The following is a 19,101-nucleotide window of genomic DNA, read 5'->3' as shown; positions in this document are numbered from 1 at the left end:
TTGCGGCAAACGAACGGTTCACCTTCACGGCCAGTCTCTACGGCGCGAACTGCCCAGCCTTCACTGTTGGCGTCAGTGGATACTTCTCCAAGTAGATCGGTTGTTGCCGGTTTAAACGCGGCCGTCAGAGCTACTTGCTGCGGGCCTTCCTGATGTTGCCGTCGCCCGTCGTCTCGTACATGTCGAAGTTGCGCTCGGCCGTCAGTTCGATGAGGTCGTCGAAGACCACCCCGAGAGCGACCGGCGCCTGTGGGCTGTCTACTTCGTGGCAGATGACCGACGGCGCGAAAGGGTTGGAATCTACCAGCAGCACGTAGAGCCGTTCGAATTGCTCGTCGCGGTCAGCAGGGTCCGCTCGGCCGGTGAACAACCGGAACCGGGGAAAGACATTCTCAAACGTGCTGTTGCGGCGCGGTGTGTGATCACTGGCCGCGCCGATGTCGAAGAAGAAAAACCCGGCCACAACCGCGAACGGGAATCGGCGGTGCAACGTGGTGGACTCGAACAGCAGGTCGCCGCGCCGGTTGGTGAGGTTCTTCTGGAAGTGCCCGCCGACGCTATCGCGGAACATGATCGTCTTGACTGAGCACGCCAGCATCAGGCCGGATTCTTCGGTGGCCCAGGTGACATCTACCTTCTTGGCTCCAAGGCCGCCAGCGAGCCGCCGCTCTGCGCCCGACAGACCGATCTCGCCCGGTCCTGCGGGCCGGGCTCCCTCCATGCCGCGCGCCCGCAACTCTTGGGCGATTGCCAGCGCAAGGGCGGCGCTGATCTTGTTGCCCCAAGGGTTCTTCTGCCCCTGTGGAGCGTCGTCGGGCGGTTTTGGTCCAGCGGACTTGATCGCGCCGATGAGAAGGTCATCAATTCGCGCCACGGCGACCCCTGGCGACCCGGCGCGCGGTGAGTTCGGCGTGGGCTTCACGCAGCACTTTGACCTGCGTGCGTGCCATGCCCAGCTCTTCGACCAGCAGAACGTCATCGACCAGCCTCGAGGCCGCGAGGAGCTTGCCGCCGCGCAGCAGCGCGGCAACCTGCGGGCGGATCTTCGTCAGGCGGTCGGCGGCGGCTTCGACCAGCGCCGCCGGAGGCACGGGCAGCCGGTCAGCTTCGCGGGGCTCCAGCTTGAGCATCCCGCCGCCGTAGGCGCGGCCAACGGTTTCCGCGCCCACCAGTGTCATCGACGTCAGCGACGCCAGCGGGAGCAGGGCCTTACCGAGCATGCGGACCTTCGGAGCGAGATAGATGCCGTGCACTGAGTTCAGGTGCGCTGCCTTGGCGGTGTTGGTTGTCAGCCGCGGTGTGTCGGCGTTCATGTACGTCAGCAGTAGGTCAGCCGGAGCCAGATTCGGCACCCGCCACCACGGGTTTCGCACACGGCATTTGTAAGCGATATGGACGCCAGCAGCTTCCCCGGCGGCAATGTAGGCCCACGCCGCCGCTGATGGCTCGCCCGCTGGGCGGAATAGCCATGTGGCGGAGCCGCTGCGGCCAAGTTCGTTGAGCACGGCGGTGCCGAACGCCAGCCCGCGCAGGTGACGGCTGCCAGGCGGTGACAACCGCAAGACGTCGGTGGGTTCCAGGCCCAGGTCGGCCACGCGCGCGGGCGACAGCGCGAAGTACTTGTTGTTGCCGGTGACCATTCCCAGCGTCGTGTCCCCCCAGCTCTCTAGAACGGTGAAGCCGCCGGTGGACAGTAGGCCCGTGTAGACGGTGAGCGCCTCGGCGGACAGCAGCGAAGGCGTCCACTTCTCCTCTGGCCGGGTGGGCGTCCATGCCCGCCCGGCTGCAATGGTGGCCAATTCGGCGGCATTGCGCGCTTGATAGATCGAGGCGTGGTCGGTCGGACCCTCTAGGTAGCCGTCGGCCAGCAGCAGCAGCACCTCCTCTTGGGCTTCGGGGAAGACCCGCTCGGTGAACAGCACCAGATCGACGCGGGAGAACGATGCCAGCAGAAACCGGCGGACCTCGGCGGCATAGTTCACGCTGAGCAGTTCAGCCGGTAAAACCAGGCCCATGCGCCCGCCGGGCCGCAGGAATAGCGCGGAGTGCACCGCGAACGCCGCCCAACTCGACGCCAGGTTGGTCAGGCCCACGCCCGCCCGCAGCGCCGCTTCGCGTGACCGCGCCCTGGCGGTACCGGAGAACTCCTGATAGCGGATATAGGGCGGATTGCCGATCACCACGTCATAGGAGCCGGTCGGCTGGATGCAGAAGAAGTCCTTGACCGTCACCCGCGCCCGGACTCCCGCGTTCTTCAGCAGCTTGCGCGCCGCGCGGGCCGAGGCGTCATGAAGCTCGACGCCATCGAGGGCGGCGAACGGGTTACCGTCGCCGGGGTTGCGGAGCGCCGCGAGCCGATCGACCGCCGCCATGAGGAATGACGCTTCCCCGCATGATGGTTCGAGGATGCGTTCGCTGGTGCCGCGAACGGCCCACTCGGTGATGTAGCGGGCGACAGCCTCGGGGGTGAAGAATGCGCCCCGAGCTTTTCGTAGCGCTGCCGTATCAGCCCCGAGCACCATGCCGAAAATCTTGCCTTGCCGGACCGACAATCCAGCGGAGATGCCCGACAAGGGAGGGCAAGTGTCGGGCGAGTGGTAGGCGCGGTCGGACGGTCAGCTGTCAGCCGGATAGCGATACAGCGTGGCCCGGCTGATGCCAAGGGTGGCGGCGATGACCAGCACCGGCTCTCCGCTGTCGCGTATCCGGCGGACGAGCGCGGCCTTGTCGCGGCGGCGAGTGCCGAAGGAACCTTGCAGTATCGAGATCGCGGCACCCCACAGGGGTCGGCGATCTCACCCGTGTTAGCACGCTAGGCCGCACCGGTTCCACATCCCGGCCGGCCGGAGAAGAGCCGACGGGTCGGTGGCCTGGGCCTAACCCGACCCCGGCTACTCTGACGTCTCGTGCGCGTTCTGGTAATCGGCTCCGGGGCCCGTGAACATGCCCTGCTGTTGGCGCTGGCTAGAGATCCGCAGGTCACGCACCTCATCGTGGCTCCTGGCAACGCCGGTACCGCCCGTCTGGCGGAGCAGCACAATGTCGACGTCACTTCCGGTGAGGACGTCGTCGCCCTGGCGCGGCGGGTCCAAGCCGACATGGTGGTCATCGGTCCCGAGTTGCCGCTGGTGCTCGGGGTGGCCGACGCCGTGCGCGCCGCCGGCATCGTCTGCTTCGGTCCCGGGAAGGACGCCGCCCGCATCGAAGGTTCCAAGGCATTCGCCAAGGACGTGATGGCCGCGGCCGGCGTGCGCACGGCCGCCAGTCAAATCGTCGACAACCCGGCCCATTTGGACGTCGCGCTGGATCGGTTCGGGCCGCCCGCGGGCGACCCGGCCTGGGTGGTCAAAGACGACCATCTGGCCGCGGGCAAGGGTGTGGTGGTCACGGCGGACCGCGATGTCGCCCGCGCCCATGCGGCGGGACTGCTCGAGGCCGGGCATCCGGTGCTGCTGGAGTCTTATCTCGACGGTCCGGAGGTGTCGCTGTTCTGTGTGGTCGACGGCGACACGGTGGTGCCGCTGCTGCCGGCGCAGGACTTCAAGCGGGTCGGTGAGGGTGACACCGGGCCCAACACCGGTGGTATGGGCGCTTACGCGCCGCTGCCGTGGCTGCCCGACGAGGTCTACCGGGAGATAGTCGGTCAGATCGTAGAACCCGTTGCGGCTGAACTCGTTCGGCGCGGCAGCCCGTTCTGCGGCTTGTTGTATGCCGGTCTGGCGATCACCACGAAGGGTCCCGCGGTGGTCGAATTCAACTGTCGTTTCGGCGATCCCGAGACTCAGGCGGTGCTGGCGCTGCTGGAGTCGCCCCTCGGGCAGCTGCTGTACGCGGCGGGCACCGGGAAATTGGCGGAGTTCGGCGAACTGCGCTGGCGAGACGGCGCCGCTGTGGCGGTGGTCCTGGCGGCCGAAAACTATCCCGGGCGGCCCCGGGTGGGCGATGTCGTCCTCGGCTCCGAAGCCGAAGGGGTACTGCACGCCGGGACGGTCCGGCGCGAGGACGGCACCGTCGTGTCATCCGGCGGCCGGGTGCTGTCGGTGGTGGGCACCGGCGCGGACCTGTCAGCGGCGCGGGCGCACGCATACGACATCCTCGGTTCAATTCGGTTGGCCGGCAGCCATTTCCGGAACGATATCGGGTTGCGGGCCGCAGAGCAAAAGATCAGCGTTTAGTTACCGGGACCGCGCAATGCTGCCGCGGTCGTGGACGTGTTTCCTATCTCAGATGTTGGGGACAGAAGGCGGTGATCGCCGCGTTGACGCCGGCGGCAGCCTGTGCGGGCGTGATTCCGGTGTTGTTCACGGTCGCGGCGGCGGCATCATCGGGGCTTGCCCCGTTTTGCAGGTCGGTGCACACGCCACGGCCGGTGGCGGCGGCAGTCGCCGGGTCGGTGACGATGACACCCGGAATCTGTAACACCAGACCGAGAAAGGTCTGTTCGGCGTCGGGCGTCCGTTGCTGCGGGACCGGCGCCGGCCCTCGGGGCGCCGGTGCGGCGGCAACGGATGCCGCGGGCGGAGTGTCCCTGCGGGTGGGCGGCTGCGCCACAGTGGGTGGCGGCACATACTCCGCCACCTGCCGAGGCGGTGCCACCGCGGGTGGCGGTGGGTACTCCGCCGGCTGGCGAGCCGACGCCGCAGTCGGCGAGGCGGCAGGCGGGCCCGGTGTCGAGTCAGTGTCGAACGGATAGCCACTGGCGCCGACGGCGGTGACCGCGATAACCGTTGATGCTGCGGCGAAGAGCCGCCACCGAGTACGTCGTTGCCGTGTGCCGGCCTCAGCCACGGCGCAGGGCACCGCTGCGCTGTTGAGTGGCCTGCCCGCCAAGGGTCTCGGCATGGTCGAAGCCGACGCCATCGGGTGTTCGACGCGACGGGCTGCGTGTGCGAACGCGTCGGCGAAATCAGTGCAGCAGGCGAAGCGATCGGCGGGCTTCTTTGCGAGTGCTACCGCAAGCACCGGGTCGAAGGCAGCGAGCGGCGGGCGGGTCTGCGCGAGTGCCGGAGGCGGGGTGGTCAGGTGGCGGCTGATCACAACCGCCGGGTTGGTGTGCGGGAACAGTGTTGACCCGGTCAGCAGATGGTAGGCGGTAGCCGCTAGCGCATACTGATCGGCGCGTCCGTCAATCGGTTCGCCCGTTAGCTGTTCCGGCGCCGCGTAGGGAAACGTGCCGATGGTCATGTTCGTCGCGGTCAGACCACTGGTCTCGCCGATGTTCCGAGCTATTCCGAAGTCGCCCAAAAGAATCCGCCGATCGCCGCCGTCTGGCTCGGCGATCAGGATATTCGCGGGGCCGACATCGCGGTGCATGACATTGTGGTGCTGGTGCGCGTAGTCCAGTGCGCGCGCAATTGCCGCGATTATCGTGGCGACCTGATCTGCTGGCATTCCGGCCGGAAAGCGGTGCCGCAACAGGCTCGCTGCGTCGGTTCCGTCGACGAAGTCCATCGAGATCCAGAGCTTCTCGTTGAACTCGCCTCGGTCATTGACCCGCACGATGTTCGGATGCCACAGGGCGGAAGCCAGGTCCGCCTCTCTGATGAATCGCCGGCGATAGTCGTCGTCAGCGGATACGTCGTTGCCCAGTATCTTGAGCGCTTCGCGGCGTGGCAGCCGTGGGTGCTGGGCAAGGTAGACCTCGCCCATTCCCCCGGAGCCCAGCAAACGGACAATCGTGTATCCGGCAAAAATCTCACCGGCTTTCAACCCGATGTCCGGGCCTTGATGACTTAACCCATTCATCGCACCGTCCATTACCGGAATGCTGAGTACATTCTCAGCGCAGTTTGCGATTAGCTGGGACTGATATTACCCAGTGCTTTACCGTGAGGCCACCCTAGGTTTTCTATGAGTTTACCTCTCGTTCATCTTCGGTCTAAGAGAATACCGGGCACTTCGGTGCAGGCCACGGGTCAGAAAGCCACAGCTTGACCGTCGCGGCGCGGGTCACTGGCCGCGACATATCCGTCGTATCCGTTCTGGAGACGCCAGATCGCCTGGCAGCTGCCGAACTGGTTGTAGTCGTCCACCGTGACCAGATCGTGCCCGCGCCCACGCAAGTCGTCGAGTGTTGCCGGCGGAAAACCGTTTTCGCAGCAGACCTGCAGTCCCTGCACAAACCGGAATCGAGGGCCGTCGCACGCCGTCTGGGGGTTCTGACCGTAGTCGGCGATGCGGACCAGCACCTGCACGTGGCCCTGTGGTTGCATCTGGCCACCCATCACGCCGAAACTCAGCACCGGAGCGCCGTCCTTGGTCACGAACCCCGGAATGATGGTGTGGAAAGGCCGCTTGCCCGGCCCGACCTGGTTCGGATGACCTTGCGTCGCAACAAAACCCGAGCCGCGATTCTGCAGTGAGATTCCGGTTCCCGGCACCACCACTCCGGACCCGAAGCCCAGGTAGTTCGACTGGATCATCGACACCATCATCCCGGAGGCATCTGCGGCGGTGAGATAAACGGTGCCGCCCCTTGGGCTTCCAGCCGACGCCGGCTTGGCGTGTTCGAGATCGATCAGCGCGGCGCGCCCCCGCAAGTACTGTTCGTCGAGCAGGTGCTCCGGAAGCAGCGGCATGTGGTCGATGTCGGCGACATACGCCTGCGCATCGGCGAATGCGAGCTTGAGCGCCTCGATCTGCAGATGCACGCTGTCCGCGGAATCGACTGGCAGCGAAGCCATATCGAACTGCTCGAGGATTCCGAGCGCGATCAGGGCGACGACGCCCTGGCCGTTGGGCGGCAACTCGTGAATGGTGTAGCCGCGGTATGTTCCGGTGATGGTGTCCACCCAGTCGCTGCGATGGGCGGCCAGGTCGCTGACTCGCATCGCAGCGCCGTTGGCTTTGGCGTGCGCTTCGAGCTTTTCGGCCAGCTCTCCCCGGTAGAACGCCTCACCATGGCTGGCGGCGATCTTCTCCAGGGTGTCCGCATGGGCTGGAAACCTGAACAGCTCGCCGGGTTTCGGCGCGCGGCCGCCCGGCAGGTACGCCTCGGCGAACCCGGGCTGTGACGCGAACAGGGGTACCTGGGCCTCCCATTGCGCGGCAACGGTCGGTGACACCGGAAACCCCTTGCGGCCGTAAGAGATAGCCGGCTCAAAAACTCTTTCGAACGGCAGGTTGCCGAACTCGGCGTGCAGTTCGGTCCAGGCCGACACGGCGCCCGGCACCGTCACCGAATTCCAGCCGAGCGCGGGAACGCCGTTGCCGCCGAAGTATTCCGGTGTCCACGCCGCGGGTGACCGGCCGGAGGCGTTCAGCCCGTGCAACCGCGCGCCGTCCCACACGACGGCGAACGCATCGGAGCCGATGCCGTTGGACACCGGTTCCACCAGTGTCAGGGTGATGGCGGTGGCGATAGCCGCGTCGACCGCGTTGCCCCCTTCGGCGAGCATCCGCAGGCCGGCCTGGGCGGCGAGCGGCTGTGAAGTGGCGACGACGTTTCGGCCCAGGATCGGCATTCGCGGCCAGGCGTAGGGGAAGCTCCAACCGAACGGATTCACCGGGCGATCCTCGCATGCCCGGCGGTCACGCCGTCAGCAACGGCGCCATCCAGGTCAGCTCGGCGGGCAGCTGCGAGCTCCAAAACCCGCCGTTGTGCCCGCCTGGAGAGAAGCCGCCCGCCGGTGGATTCGGCAGTTGAGCGATGAACTGTTTGGTCACCGCATAAAAGGGATCGCTATCGCCGCAATCCACCCGGATCGGAATGGAACCCAGCGCGGGCATGCCGAACACCGAGTTCGCCGCAAAGTCGTCGGCTCCGTCGAACGCGCCCGGTGCAGCCGCGCCGGCCGACAACCACAGCGCCGGGCTCACCGCGCAGATCGCCGCTGTCCGGGCCGGCCCGAGCCGGCCGCCGAGCAGCAACGCCCCGTAACCGCCCATCGACCAGCCCAGAAACACCACCCGCGAGGTGTCCAGGTTCTGGGTGTCCAGCAGCGGGAGGAGCTCGCCCAGCACCATGGCCCCGGAATCCTCGCCAGAAGCCCGCTTGTGCCAGTAACTGCCGCCGCCGTCGATCGCGACCACAGCAAACGGCGGTAGCCCGGCGTTGACCGCCTGCGCCAGGCCCTGTTCGACGCCGCCGGCCATCACGGTAGCGGTGTCGCTGCCCTTGCCGTGCAGTGCGATCACCGGCCGCAGCGGCTTGGTTTGGCCCGGCGGACGGGCGATCGCCCAGTTCGTCGATATGCCCCCGCGGGCCGCCGACACGAACGAGCCGGTCGTCATCGTCGGCGCGGCCTGAGCCGGCGGCGGTGGATCGAGCGGCCGTATCGGCGCCAACGGAACGTTTGTGCCAATCGCCGGCGCCGGTGTGGCATGCGAAGTCCGTGGCTGCAACAGCATGTCGAGTGCGAATACGCCGCCCGCGCCAAGCGTCGCACTGGCGCCAAGACCGAGGACGGCGCGGCGACTTAAGTCCGGCATGCGGGTCATCATGCCATGGCCGTTTAGCGAAAATAGCAATGCAGTACCAATTTCACTGGCAGCATGGGTGGGCGTGACGGCAGCAGTTACTCCAAAAGGAGAACGTCGGCGGTATGCGTTGGTAAGCGCCGCCGCCGAGCTGCTTGGCGAGGGTGGATTCGAAGCAGTGCGCCACCGGGCCGTTGCCCGGCGCGCCGGCCTGCCGTTGGCCTCTACCACCTACTACTTTTCGTCCCTTGACGATTTGATCGCCCGTGCGGTCGAACACATCGGGATGATCGAGGTGGCGCAGTTACGGGCCCGGGTCAACGCGCTGCCGCGGCGGCGCCGGGGACCCGAGACCACCGGTGAAGTGCTGGTCGACCTCCTTGTGGGGGACGTCGACGGCTCGGGGCTCGCCGAACAGCTGATATCGCGATACGAGCGACATATCGCCTGCACCCGCCTGCCCGCGTTGCGGGAAAGCATGCGCCGCAACCTACGCCAGCGCGCTGAGGCGGTCGCGGAGGCCATCGAGCGATCCGGCCGGTCCGTGCGCATCGAACTGGTGTGCACCCTGATCTGCGCGGTCGACGGTTCGGTGGTCTCCGCGCTGGTCGAGGGGCGGGATGCACGCAACGCCGCCCTGACAACCGTGGTCGACCTCATCGAGGTGCTTGCGCCCGTCGACCAACGGCCGATCCGGGTGTAGTTCCGCGGGCAACGTCGGCGTGACGATGTACCCGGTTGCGAAATCTCCGTAGATCGTGATGTCGGAGGGGCGGCGCTCGGCGTACAGCGCGACGTAGGCGCAGACGACGGCGTCGATCGGGTCTTCGGCGCGGCGCAGTTCGCACTTGCGCCGGGCGGCGTGCACCTGCCGGCGCAACCAGAGCCAGTCGCCATGACCGGTCACTCGCAGCGGCGGGTGCGTGTTTTCGAGTCCCTCGATGCCGTCCATCAATCGCAGCAACTCCGATTTGAGCCCTTCGACACCGCGGCCGGGCTTGGCCTTGTACTTCAGCGTGCGGGACAGCCGGAACAGCGCCACCGTCGCCGCATGCGGGTAGACCTCGATGGCCCGCCGTGGACCCGCCGAGAACGGATCCATATCCAGGCCCAGCGCACCGGCTAGCCGTGCCGCGCGCGGGCCGTCGGCGAACTCGGGTTTTCCGGTATTCGCCGGATACGCACCAGCCTCGAACGCGCGGAAGTCGCGGTTGAGTGCGGTCTCGGCCGGCCGCTGACCGGACGGGTTGGTCACCACCAGCGGCGCGTCGAACGCGACCCGGCAGGGGCCGGCCGTGTACGGCCGCAACGCCGCCAGCACCGATGCGTCGTCACGGGCAGCGCAGACGTGCACCAGAACACCGTCGGCGTCGAGTACTGCCACACCGGTCGGGTTGCGAGTGGCCCAGGCCAGATCGACGCCGGCGAAGTACATTCGCCAAGGGTACGGCCGACGGGAGTCCGCGCGATCTGACCGCGTCCGACCGTAAGCTGTGTCTTCGTGGGCATTCCGAACGTGCTGGCCTCCCGGTACGCCAGCGCCGAGATGGTCGCGATCTGGTCGCCGCAAGCCAAGGTGGTCGCCGAGCGGCGGCTATGGCTGGCGGTGCTGCGGGCACAAGCCGAACTGGGGGTGGCGGTTCCGCAGGAGGCGATCGCCGACTATGAGCGGGTGCTCGACGACGTAGACCTGGACTCGATCGCGGCCCGGGAGCGGGTGCTGCGCCACGACGTCAAGGCCCGCATCGAGGAATTCAATGGCCGCGCCGGTCACCAGCACGTGCACAAGGGCATGACCAGCCGGGATCTGACCGAGAACGTCGAGCAGCTGCAGATCCGGCAGTCGCTGGAGCTGGTTTTCTCCCACGGCGTGGCGGTGGTGGCCCGGCTGGCCGAACGGGCGGTGGCCTATCGCGAGCTGGTGATGACCGGGCGCAGCCACAATGTCGCCGCCCAGGCCACCACCTTGGGCAAGCGTTTCGCCTCGGCGGCACAGGAAACGCTCATCGCCTTGGCCAGGCTGCGAGAGCTGATCGACCGCTACCCACTGCGGGGCATCAAAGGCCCGATGGGCACCGCGCAGGACATGCTCGACCTGCTCGGCGGCGGGAAAGAAGGCGGGAAAGAAGGCCGGGCCAAACTGGCCCGACTGGAACGCCTCGTCGCTGACTTCCTGGGCTTCTCAACGGTTTTGACCAGCGTCGGGCAGGTGTATCCGCGTTCGTTGGACCACGACGTGGTGTCCGCGCTGGTGCAGCTCGGCGCGGGACCGTCGTCGCTGGCCCACACCATCCGGCTGATGGCCGGGCACGAGCTGGTCACCGAAGGCTTTGCACCGGGGCAAGTCGGCTCGTCGGCGATGCCGCACAAGATGAACACCCGCAGTTGCGAACGGGTCAACGGCTTGCAGGTGGTGCTGCGCGGGTACGCCTCGATGGCTGCCGAACTGGCCGGAGCGCAGTGGAACGAGGGCGACGTCTTCTGCTCGGTGGTGCGCCGAGTCGCCTTGCCGGACAGCTTCTTTGCCATCGACGGACAACTGGAGACATTTCTGACGGTGCTCGACGAATTCGGCGCCTACCCGCGGGTGATCCAGCGGGAGCTGGATCGCTACCTACCGTTTTTGGCCACCACCAAGGTGTTGATCGCGGCGGTGCGTGCGGGTATGGGCCGCGAGAGTGCGCACCACGTGATTCGCGAGCACGCGGTGGCCACCGCGCTGGCCATGCGCGAGGGCGCCGAGCCCGACCTGCTGGACCGGTTGGCCGCCGACCCGCGGCTGCCCCTGGACCGCGCGGCGCTGGACGCCGCCCTGGCCGACCGCAAGGCGTTCACCGGAGCCGCCGCCGACCAGGTCGACGAGGTGGTCGCGATGGTGGACACGCTGATAGGCCGCTACCCGGAAGCCGCTAAGTACACACCAGGAGCAATCCTATGACTCTCGCGGGCGCGCTCTCGAGCATCGACTTCACCGACCTGGACAACTTCGCCAACGGATTCCCGCACGACCTCTTCGCCGTCCATCGTCGGGAAGCGCCGGTGTACTGGCACCAGCCGACCGACAACACCCCGGACGGCGAGGGCTTCTGGTCCGTCGCCACGTACCCGGAAACCCTTGCGGTACTGAAGGATCCGGTAACTTACTCGTCGGTGACCGGTGGCGGACGACCGTTCGGCGGCACGCTGCTGCAGGACTTGGCCATCGCCGGCCAGGTGCTCAACATGATGGACGACCCGCGGCACGCCCAGATTCGCCGGCTGGTCAGCTCCGGGCTGACGCCGCGGATGATCCGCCGCGTCGAGGACGACCTGCGGGCCCGGGCGCGCCGGCTGCTGGACGCGGTGCAGCCGGGCGAGCCGGTCGATTTCCTGGTCGACATCGCCGCCGAACTGCCGATGCAGATGATCTGCATTCTGCTGGGAGTGCCCGAATCCGAACGACATTGGCTGTTCGAGGCGATCGAGCCGCAGTTCGACTTCGGCGGCTCGCGCAAGGCGTCCCTGTCCCCGCTGTCGCCGGTGTCGGTTTCCGAAGAAGCCGCGCAGGCGGGGTCGCGGATGTACGCCTACGGTCAGCAATTGATCGCGTCGAAGCGCGCCGACCCCACCGACGACATGCTGTCCGTCGTCGCGAACGCGATGCTCGACGACCAAAACGCGCCGGCCCTCTCGGATCTGGAGCTGTATCTGTTCTTCAGCCTGTTGTTCAGCGCCGGCGCGGAGACGACCCGCAACGCGGTGGGCGGCGGGTTGCTGGCACTGGCCGAACATCCCGAGCAATTGCGGGCGCTGCGTAACGATCTCGATATGTTGCCGACGGCGGTCGAGGAGATGGTTCGCTGGACGTCGCCGTCGCCGTCCAAGCGGCGCACCGCCACCCGCGATGTCACTCTGGGCGGACACTCGATCCGGGCGGGGCAGAAGGTACAGATCTGGGAGGGCTCGGCCAACCGCGACGCCGCCGTGTTCCACCACGCCGACGAGTTCGACATCACCCGAAAGCCCAATCCGCACTTGGGGTTCGGCCAAGGTGTGCACTACTGCCTGGGAGCCAATCTGGCTCGGCTGGAACTGCGGGTGCTGTTCGAGGAGCTGCTCTCGCGGTTCGCCGACGTGCGCGTGGTGCGGCCGGTCGAATGGACTCGCAGCAACCGGCACACCGGCATCCGGCATTTGGTCGTCGAATTATCGACTGACTGAGGACAATAGATGAGGACCGTTGCAGGTGTTGGCCGGCTGCGGTGAGAATCCGGCGCGGCGACCTGGAGCCGTCACCCGATTCGTTCGCCGCGGTGATGGCCACCGGCATCCTGTCGATCGCGGCGGGTAAGCACCAATACGGCCGGATCAGAAACACATTGGGTGTTCTGGCATTTGGTGGCGCTGTTGTCGTCGTTGGTGTTCTTTTGGGTCGCCGTGGCGGCGCGGCTGATCGTGGCCGTCGCCGGTGTGCTCCGTGCGTTCGGCACCCGTGAAAGTTCCGAGTAGCTCGGCTCAACGCGGTGGGTTCGGGTGAGCGACGGCGCGCAACCGCAGTCGTGGGATTCCGGTGAGGTCGTCCGGGTTGCACGTGTACAGCGCGACATCATGAGCGATCGCGCTGGCAGCAATCAAGGCATCATAGGCGCGTGCTGCCGGTTTTCGACCGGATGCGCGAAGCGCTGCGGCAACCCCGCCGAAGGCCCGGGCGCACTCGGCATCGAACGGCAGCACTTCGAAGTCGGCCTCAGCCTGCTGTAGATGTTGCTGGCGCGCCGCGCGTTCATCGTCGTTGCGGGCAACGTGTGGACCGACGGATAACTCCGCCAGGGTGATCGCACTGATGACCGATTCGTCGGGAAGGCTTGCCGGGTCCCCGATTTCGCCCAGCAGAATCACGGTGGAAGTGTCCAGCATGCCGCGCGCAGCAGCGTCGTCGTCCCTCACAGCGACGGATCGATCAAGGCGTCAACGTCCCGGCGAAACCCGTCGGGATCCACCCTCGGGAGGTGCTTGCGCCGGCGAATGAGTTCGGCTGGGCCGAGGCTGGGACGGGGAAGGGGGCGCAGTTCGGCCACGGGGATGCCGTCACGGGTGACGACGATGCGCTCACCGCGCTCCACGCGGCGAAGTACTTCGCCCCCGCGGTTCCGCAAATCCCGCACCGTCACCGAGTCCATGGGGGAAGTGTATCACCGGTGATACGTGCTGGGCGTTCGCAGCCTGATTCCGGCCGCTCGCAGCTCGAGTGCGGCCAGGCCCCGGATGGTGGCGGGATCCTCACGGCGCCAACCGCCGACCGGATCCGCGCTGACGGCGGCCAGTTTCGCCGGCGAGCGGTTCGCCAGTGCCCGCAGCGCCAGTAGCTGCTGACCGGCCGCCGTGGCGGCCAACGCGGTCACCGCCAGCTTGCGGCGGAAGAACCGCAGTCGCAAGAACAGCCACGGCATGGCCACGGCGAGGATCGGCGTCGCGGCGACCGCCAGGGCCAGCAACACGGCCAGCCAGCTCGCGGTGGTGTCCAGGCTGTGGCCGGCGCCGGCGATGTCGAGCGCGGCCTCGCTGGCGGCGGTGATGGGCTTGCTGACCGCATCACCCACCAACGGGATGTGCTGGGCTCCATGACCCGCCGACGCCAAGTTGCCGGCAATGCCCTGAGAGCCGTTCTCGATTTGGCGGCCGGCCTCGGCGATGGTCGAGATGGCGCTGTGGACGGCCAGACCGACCAGCACCCAGACCGTCGTCCACACGACAACGGTGATGTCGCTCATCAGCTGGACGAACAGTCGAACGGGTCTGGTCGAGTAGGGCAGGAACCGTGATCGCATGGCACTGATACCAGCACAGTGCGCGCCCCGACCCCACCGATAGGCTGGCCCGGTGTTGCGTCCCGCATTGTCCGACTACCAGCATCTGGCCAGCGGCAAGGTCAGGGAGATCTACCGCGTCGACGACGGCCACCTGCTGCTGGTCGCCACCGACCGGATCTCGGCGTACGACTACGTCCTGGACAGCACCATCCCGGACAAGGGCCGCATCCTGACGGCGATGAGCCTGTTCTTCTTCGGCCTGGTCGATTCCGCCAACCATTTGGCCGGGCCGCCCGATGATCGGCGCATTCCCGACGAGGTGCTGGGCCGGGCGCTGGTGGTGCGCCGACTGGAGATGCTTCCGGTGGAATGCGTGGCCCGCGGCTATCTGACCGGCTCCGGTCTGCTCGACTACCAGGCAACCGGAAAGGTCTGCGGGATCGCCCTGCCGCCGGGTTTGGTCGAGGCCAGCAAGTTCGCCGCGCCGCTGTTCACCCCGGCGACCAAAGCCGCCCTGGGCGACCACGATGAGAACATCTCGTTTGCTCGGGTGATCGAGATGGTCGGTGGCGTGCGCGCCAACCAGCTGCGCGACCGTACGCTGCAGATCTACGTTCAGGCCGCCGACCACGCCCTGAGGAGGGGGATCATCATCGCCGACACCAAGTTCGAGTTCGGCATCGACCGCGACGGAAACCTGCTGCTGGCCGACGAGATATTCACCCCCGACTCGTCTAGGTACTGGCCGGCCGACGAATACCGGCCCGGCGTGGTGCAGAACAGCTTCGACAAGCAGTTCGTCCGCAACTGGCTGACCAGCCCGGAGTCCGGCTGGGACCGCGGCGGCGACCAGCCACCGCCGCCGCTGCCCACCGCCATCATCGAAGCCACGCGCGAACGCTACATCGAAGCCTACGAACGCATTTCGGGTCTGCGGTTCGGCGACTGGATCGGACCGGGCGCATGACGGACCACGCCGTGCCCCCGGTGGCCAAACGGATGGAGACGCGGCGGGAGCACCACCGTGACGTCTTCGTCGATCCCTATGAATGGCTGCGTGACAAGGACGATCCCGAAGTGATCGCCTACCTGGAGGCGGAGAACGCCTATACCGACCAAGCGACCGCCCATCTGGAACCATTGCGGCAGAAGATCTTCGACGAGATCAAGGCGCGCACCAAGGAAACCGACTTGTCGGTGCCTACCCGGCGCGGCAACTGGTGGTACTACGCCCGTACCTTCGAGGGCAAGCAATACGGCGTCCACTGTCGTTGTCCGGTTGCCGATCCCGACGACTGGGACCCGCCACGATTGGACGAGAACACCGAGATACCCGGTGAGCAGGTGCTGCTCGACGAAAACCAGGAGGCGGGCGGGCACGACTTCTTCGCGCTGGGCGCGTTGAGCGTCAGCCTGGACGACAACATCCTTGTCTACTCCGTCGACGTTGTCGGCGACGAGCGGTACACGTTGCGGTTCAAGGATTTACGCACTGGAGAAAGATATCCCGACGAGATCGCCGGCATCGGCCCCGGAGCGACTTGGGCTGCTGACCACCGCACCGTCTACTACACCACCGTGGACGACGCATGGCGCCCGGACACGGTATGGCGCTACCGGCTCGGACCGGGTGCCGCGTCCGAGCAGGTCTATCACGAGTCCGACGAACGGTTTTGGCTCGCGGTGGGGCGCACCCGCAGCAACGCCTATATCGTCATCGCGGCGGGCTCGTCGGTCACCTCCGAGATCCGCTACGCGGACTCGGCCGACCCGGCCGCACAGTTCGCCATCGTGCTGCCGCGCCGGGACGGCGTCGAGTACTCCGTTGAGCACGCGATCATCGGCGGACAAGACCGCTTTCTCATCCTGCACAACGACGGCGCGGTGAACTTCACCCTGGTAGAAGCCCCGGTCGAGGATCCGGCCCGGCAACGCACGCTAGTTGTGCACCGCGAGGACGTCCGGCTCGACGGCGTCGACGCCTTCGCCGCCCATGTGGTGGTCAGCTACCGGCGCGAAGCGTTGCCCCGGATCCAGTTGTGGCCGTTCGGCCCCGAGGGGGAATACGGCGAACCGCAGGAGATCGCCTTCGACTCCGAGCTGATGGCGGCCGGGCTGGGGCCCAATCCCAACTGGGATTCGCCCAGGCTGCGTGTCGGCGCGGGATCTTTCATCACTCCGGTGCGGATCTACGACATCGATCTGGTCACCGGCGAGCGCACCTTGCTCAAAGAGCAGCCGGTACTGGGCGGCTACCGTCGCGAGGACTACGTGGAGCGCCGCGACTGGGCTCACGGGGACGACGGCACCCGCATCCCGATTTCGGTCGTGTACCGGGCCGACATCGAATTCCCCGCGCCCGCAGTCATCTACGGCTACGGCGCCTACGAGATGTGCGAAGACCCCCGGTTTTCCATTGCCCGGCTGTCACTGCTGGACCGGGGAATGGTGTTCGTCATCGCGCATGTTCGCGGCGGCGGTGAGATGGGCCGGTTGTGGTACGAGCACGGCAAGACATTGCACAAGAAGAACACCTTTACCGATTTCGTCGCGGCGGCACAGCATCTGGTGGATTCGGGGTTGACCCGCCCGGAGCGGCTGGTGGCCCTGGGCGGCAGTGCGGGCGGTTTGTTGGTGGGCGCGGTGGCCAATATGGCGCCTGAGCTCTTCGCCGGGATCCTGGCGCAGGTGCCCTTCGTCGATCCGCTCACCACCATCCTCGATCCGTCGTTGCCGCTCACTGTCACCGAGTGGGACGAGTGGGGAAATCCGCTCGACAACAGCGATGTCTATGCGTATATGAAGTCGTACTCGCCGTATGAAAACGTGGCAGCCAAACCCTATCCGGCCATTCTGGCGATGACGTCGCTCAACGACACCCGGGTCTACTACGTGGAGCCGGCCAAATGGGTTGCAGCGCTTCGGCACGCCAACACCGACGGTAACCCGGTCCTGTTGAAGACGCAGATGAATGCCGGGCACGCCGGGATAAGCGGACGATACGAACGCTGGAAGGAAACTGCTTTCCAGTACGCCTGGCTGTTAGCCGCCGCCGGATGCGACACCGAAGTCGGAGAACACGGGCCGCGAGCGTGACGCTGCGGTCACCTTCGGACCCGAAGGTGACCGCAGCGTCACGTTGCGAACCCTGAGTCAATACCCGCGGGTGTCCTGGGCAGGAACGCCGCGGGGATCAGTGTCGACACCACCAGCACGACCGCGATCACGAACACCACCGTGTAGGCGTGCGAAAGGTCGTGCAACACCCGGCTTGTGAAGTCGGGGGCGAGGGCCTGCGGCGGTATCGCCGACGGGTCAACCGCAACGCCATGCCTGTCCGCCTCCTGGTGCAGGGCCGCGATTTTGGTTGCCGTACCGATGTTTTCGCTGCGATTGAATTGGGTGGTGAGAATCATCGACATCAGCGCGGTCCCTATTGAGCCGCCGACCTGCTGGATGACGCTGATCACCGCCGACCCACGGGCAATCTCCCGCGGTGCCAGTGTCTGGATCGCGGCGCCCGAAAGCGGCATCATCGTGCAACCGGTCCCCATGCCCAACACCAACAGGCCGACCAGCAGCGTCGGCAGGTAGTCCGCCTGCCTGGACGCGCCGAAAACGAAGATGCCCAGTCCGGCGGCGATCAGCGTGAGGCCCACGAGCACGCTCTTGCCCGGTCCCCGCCTGTCCATGAAGGCGCCGGCGAACGGCATGGTCAGCATGGCTCCGAGGCCGTTGGGAATCAGGTGCACCCCCGACTGCATCGGGGTTTGCCGCAGAACCTGCTGGAGATAGCTCGGCAGCAGCAGCGACGCACCGAGATAGGCGGCGGCGAATGTCACCAGAGTCAGATTGGCTCGAGCGAACACCGGGTTCTTGAACAACCGCAGATCCAGCAGCGGGTGATCCGCACGGTGCCAGGCATGCCACCCGAACAGGCCAACCAGCGTCAGGCCGACCATCACCGGCACTGCCACGTAGCGGTCGGTCACACTGCCGCGTCCCGGGATGGAGGAAATCCCGAACAGGAACGTGGCCAGGCCGGGCGACAGCAGCACCACCCCGACGAGGTCGAAACTCTCCGCCGGCGCGGGTTGGTCTTTGGGGAATACGAGTGCCGCGAGGGTGAACGCGATCAGCCCGATGGGCAGGTTGACCAGGAAGATCCATGGCCAGCTGAAGGCGCCGATGAGCCAGCCGCCCAGGATCGGCCCGCAGATCGGGCCGAGCAGCATCGGGATGCCCAGCACCGCCATCATGCGTCCCAGCCGCTTGGGGCCGGCCACGCGGGTCAGGATGGTGAACCCCAGTGGCATCAACATGCCACCGCCGATACCCTGAATCACCCGGAAAGCGATGAGCGCCAGAATGTTTGGCGCTAACGCACACAGCAGTGAGCCGAGTGTGAACGCCAGGATGGAACCCATCCAGAGTCGTTTGGTGCCGAATCGGTCGGCCGCCCAGCCCGTTACCGGGATCACAGTCGCCAGGGCCAGCGTGTAGCCGGTCATGGTCCATCCGACCACGGCCTGGGTGGAGTCGAACTCGATGATGAAGGTGCGTTGCGCGACACTGACGATGGTGGCGTCGAGGATCGTCATCACCGAGGCCAGCACGCAGACCCCGGCGATCCGGAAAAGCCGCGTATCGAGCCGGTCGGGGTAGACGTGTTCGCCGGGGCTGTGCTGCCCCGTGGCAGTTGTGGGCAGCGCGGCGTCGGCCGGTGCGGAACGCGCCTTGTCCATGGCGTTGCTGAGCATAGCGACACGCGTCACCGCTACCGCCGGCGGGACCAGCTAGACCGCCGCCGGCCGGCCGCGTGGCGGGCCGGATATCCGCACGTCAGAGGCACTGGATAGACGCCTGTTGGCTGCGTGTACTTCACCGTCCGGAA

17 protein-coding genes and 1 pseudogene are annotated in these 19,101 nt (G+C 66.7%); 7 read left to right on the top strand and 11 right to left on the bottom strand.

The annotated features are described in order from the left end of the window. Positions 1 to 130: 130 nt before the first annotated feature. The 3 genes from AWC07_RS25600 to AWC07_RS29945 form a co-directional block, all read right to left on the bottom strand. Positions 131 to 874: a hypothetical protein gene (locus AWC07_RS25600; protein WP_208622471.1), complete on the bottom strand. Its 744-nt coding sequence runs from the start codon at positions 872 to 874 to the stop codon at positions 131 to 133. Continuing rightward, a complete protein-coding gene (locus AWC07_RS25595; protein ID WP_279628918.1) occupies positions 861 to 2,552 on the bottom strand; it encodes an HsdM family class I SAM-dependent methyltransferase in 1,692 nt (563 codons plus the stop codon). Before AWC07_RS25595 ends, AWC07_RS25600 begins: the two co-directional genes overlap by 14 nt. 63 nt (positions 2,553 to 2,615) lie before the next feature. Next, positions 2,616 to 2,759: a helix-turn-helix domain-containing protein gene (locus tag AWC07_RS29945; protein WP_425271277.1), complete on the bottom strand. Its 144-nt coding sequence runs from the start codon at positions 2,757 to 2,759 to the stop codon at positions 2,616 to 2,618. Between the two features lie 147 nt (positions 2,760 to 2,906). Here AWC07_RS29945 and purD point away from each other — a divergent pair, with 147 nt between their 5' ends. After that, positions 2,907 to 4,175 (top strand): phosphoribosylamine--glycine ligase, encoded by a 1,269-nt coding sequence (gene purD, locus AWC07_RS25585; protein WP_036411040.1) that lies wholly within the window; start codon positions 2,907 to 2,909, stop codon positions 4,173 to 4,175. A gap of 43 nt (positions 4,176 to 4,218) precedes the next feature. On the opposite strand, the gene AWC07_RS25580 is transcribed toward purD, so the two are convergent. The 3 genes from AWC07_RS25580 to AWC07_RS25570 form a co-directional block, all read right to left on the bottom strand. Then, entirely contained in the window at positions 4,219 to 5,745 is a 1,527-nt protein-coding gene (locus AWC07_RS25580; protein WP_036411059.1) for a serine/threonine-protein kinase, read from the bottom strand. 170 nt (positions 5,746 to 5,915) lie between these two features. Then, positions 5,916 to 7,463 carry a gamma-glutamyltransferase family protein gene (locus AWC07_RS25575; protein ID WP_084293404.1) on the bottom strand — a complete coding sequence of 516 codons (1,548 nt, stop codon included), beginning with the start codon at positions 7,461 to 7,463 and terminating at the stop codon, positions 5,916 to 5,918. Positions 7,464 to 7,530: 67 nt separating this feature from the next. Beyond that, the gene (locus tag AWC07_RS25570) at positions 7,531 to 8,442 is read right to left on the bottom strand and encodes an alpha/beta hydrolase-fold protein (protein WP_036411042.1); all 912 of its coding nucleotides are present in this window, start codon (positions 8,440 to 8,442) and stop codon (positions 7,531 to 7,533) included. Between the two features lie 55 nt (positions 8,443 to 8,497). Between AWC07_RS25570 and AWC07_RS25565 the strand changes: the two genes are divergently transcribed. Next, positions 8,498 to 9,121: a TetR/AcrR family transcriptional regulator gene (locus AWC07_RS25565; protein ID WP_139829885.1), complete on the top strand. Its 624-nt coding sequence runs from the start codon at positions 8,498 to 8,500 to the stop codon at positions 9,119 to 9,121. On the opposite strand, the pseudogene AWC07_RS25560 reads toward AWC07_RS25565, so the two are convergent. Continuing rightward, positions 9,119 to 9,853 (bottom strand): annotated as a pseudogene (locus AWC07_RS25560) (DUF429 domain-containing protein); the annotation flags it as partial. The gene AWC07_RS25565 and the pseudogene AWC07_RS25560 sit on opposite strands and share 3 nt — an antisense overlap. A 66-nt stretch (positions 9,854 to 9,919) precedes the next feature. Between AWC07_RS25560 and purB the strand changes: the two are divergent. From purB to AWC07_RS29455, 3 genes are all read left to right on the top strand, one after another. Further along, positions 9,920 to 11,356, top strand: a complete 1,437-nt coding sequence (purB, locus tag AWC07_RS25555; protein ID WP_036411043.1) for an adenylosuccinate lyase — start codon at positions 9,920 to 9,922, stop codon at positions 11,354 to 11,356. Further along, positions 11,353 to 12,618, top strand: coding sequence for a cytochrome P450 (locus AWC07_RS25550; RefSeq protein WP_036411044.1), 1,266 nt, complete (start codon positions 11,353 to 11,355; stop codon positions 12,616 to 12,618). The genes purB and AWC07_RS25550 overlap by 4 nt, the downstream gene beginning before the upstream one ends. Positions 12,619 to 12,780: 162 nt before the next feature. Next, positions 12,781 to 12,906, top strand: coding sequence for a hypothetical protein (locus AWC07_RS29455; RefSeq protein WP_279628916.1), 126 nt, complete (start codon positions 12,781 to 12,783; stop codon positions 12,904 to 12,906). Positions 12,907 to 12,912: 6 nt separating this feature from the next. On the opposite strand, the gene AWC07_RS25545 is transcribed toward AWC07_RS29455, so the two are convergent. From AWC07_RS25545 to AWC07_RS25535, 3 genes are read right to left on the bottom strand one after another with little or no spacing between them, the layout of a single operon-like run. Continuing rightward, a complete protein-coding gene (locus AWC07_RS25545; protein ID WP_341865283.1) occupies positions 12,913 to 13,344 on the bottom strand; it encodes a type II toxin-antitoxin system VapC family toxin in 432 nt (143 codons plus the stop codon). Continuing rightward, on the bottom strand, positions 13,341 to 13,577 hold the full coding sequence (locus AWC07_RS25540; protein ID WP_084293401.1) for a type II toxin-antitoxin system Phd/YefM family antitoxin: 237 nt from the start codon (positions 13,575 to 13,577) through the stop codon (positions 13,341 to 13,343). Before AWC07_RS25540 ends, AWC07_RS25545 begins: the two co-directional genes overlap by 4 nt. 12 nt (positions 13,578 to 13,589) lie before the next feature. Next, positions 13,590 to 14,225, bottom strand: a complete 636-nt coding sequence (locus AWC07_RS25535) for a hypothetical protein (protein WP_036411045.1) — start codon at positions 14,223 to 14,225, stop codon at positions 13,590 to 13,592. A 55-nt stretch (positions 14,226 to 14,280) separates the two neighbouring features. Between AWC07_RS25535 and AWC07_RS25530 the strand changes: the two genes are divergently transcribed. Both AWC07_RS25530 and AWC07_RS25525 read left to right on the top strand, forming a co-directional pair. Then, positions 14,281 to 15,174 carry a phosphoribosylaminoimidazolesuccinocarboxamide synthase gene (locus tag AWC07_RS25530; protein ID WP_036411064.1) on the top strand — a complete coding sequence of 298 codons (894 nt, stop codon included), beginning with the start codon at positions 14,281 to 14,283 and terminating at the stop codon, positions 15,172 to 15,174. Beyond that, a complete protein-coding gene (locus AWC07_RS25525) occupies positions 15,171 to 17,303 on the top strand; it encodes a S9 family peptidase (RefSeq protein ID WP_036411046.1) in 2,133 nt (710 codons plus the stop codon). Before AWC07_RS25530 ends, AWC07_RS25525 begins: the two co-directional genes overlap by 4 nt. A 38-nt stretch (positions 17,304 to 17,341) precedes the next feature. On the opposite strand, the gene AWC07_RS25520 is transcribed toward AWC07_RS25525, so the two are convergent. After that, a complete protein-coding gene (locus tag AWC07_RS25520; RefSeq protein WP_139829884.1) occupies positions 17,342 to 18,967 on the bottom strand; it encodes a DHA2 family efflux MFS transporter permease subunit in 1,626 nt (541 codons plus the stop codon). Between the last annotated feature and the right edge of the window lie 134 nt (positions 18,968 to 19,101).

Origin of the sequence: Mycobacterium gastri (assembly GCF_002102175.1) — a bacterium.
In the GTDB taxonomy this organism is placed as follows: Bacteria; Actinomycetota; Actinomycetes; order Mycobacteriales; family Mycobacteriaceae; genus Mycobacterium; species Mycobacterium gastri.
Note: the sequence above shows the minus strand (reverse complement) of the source record. Positions and strands in the feature narration are given on the sequence as shown.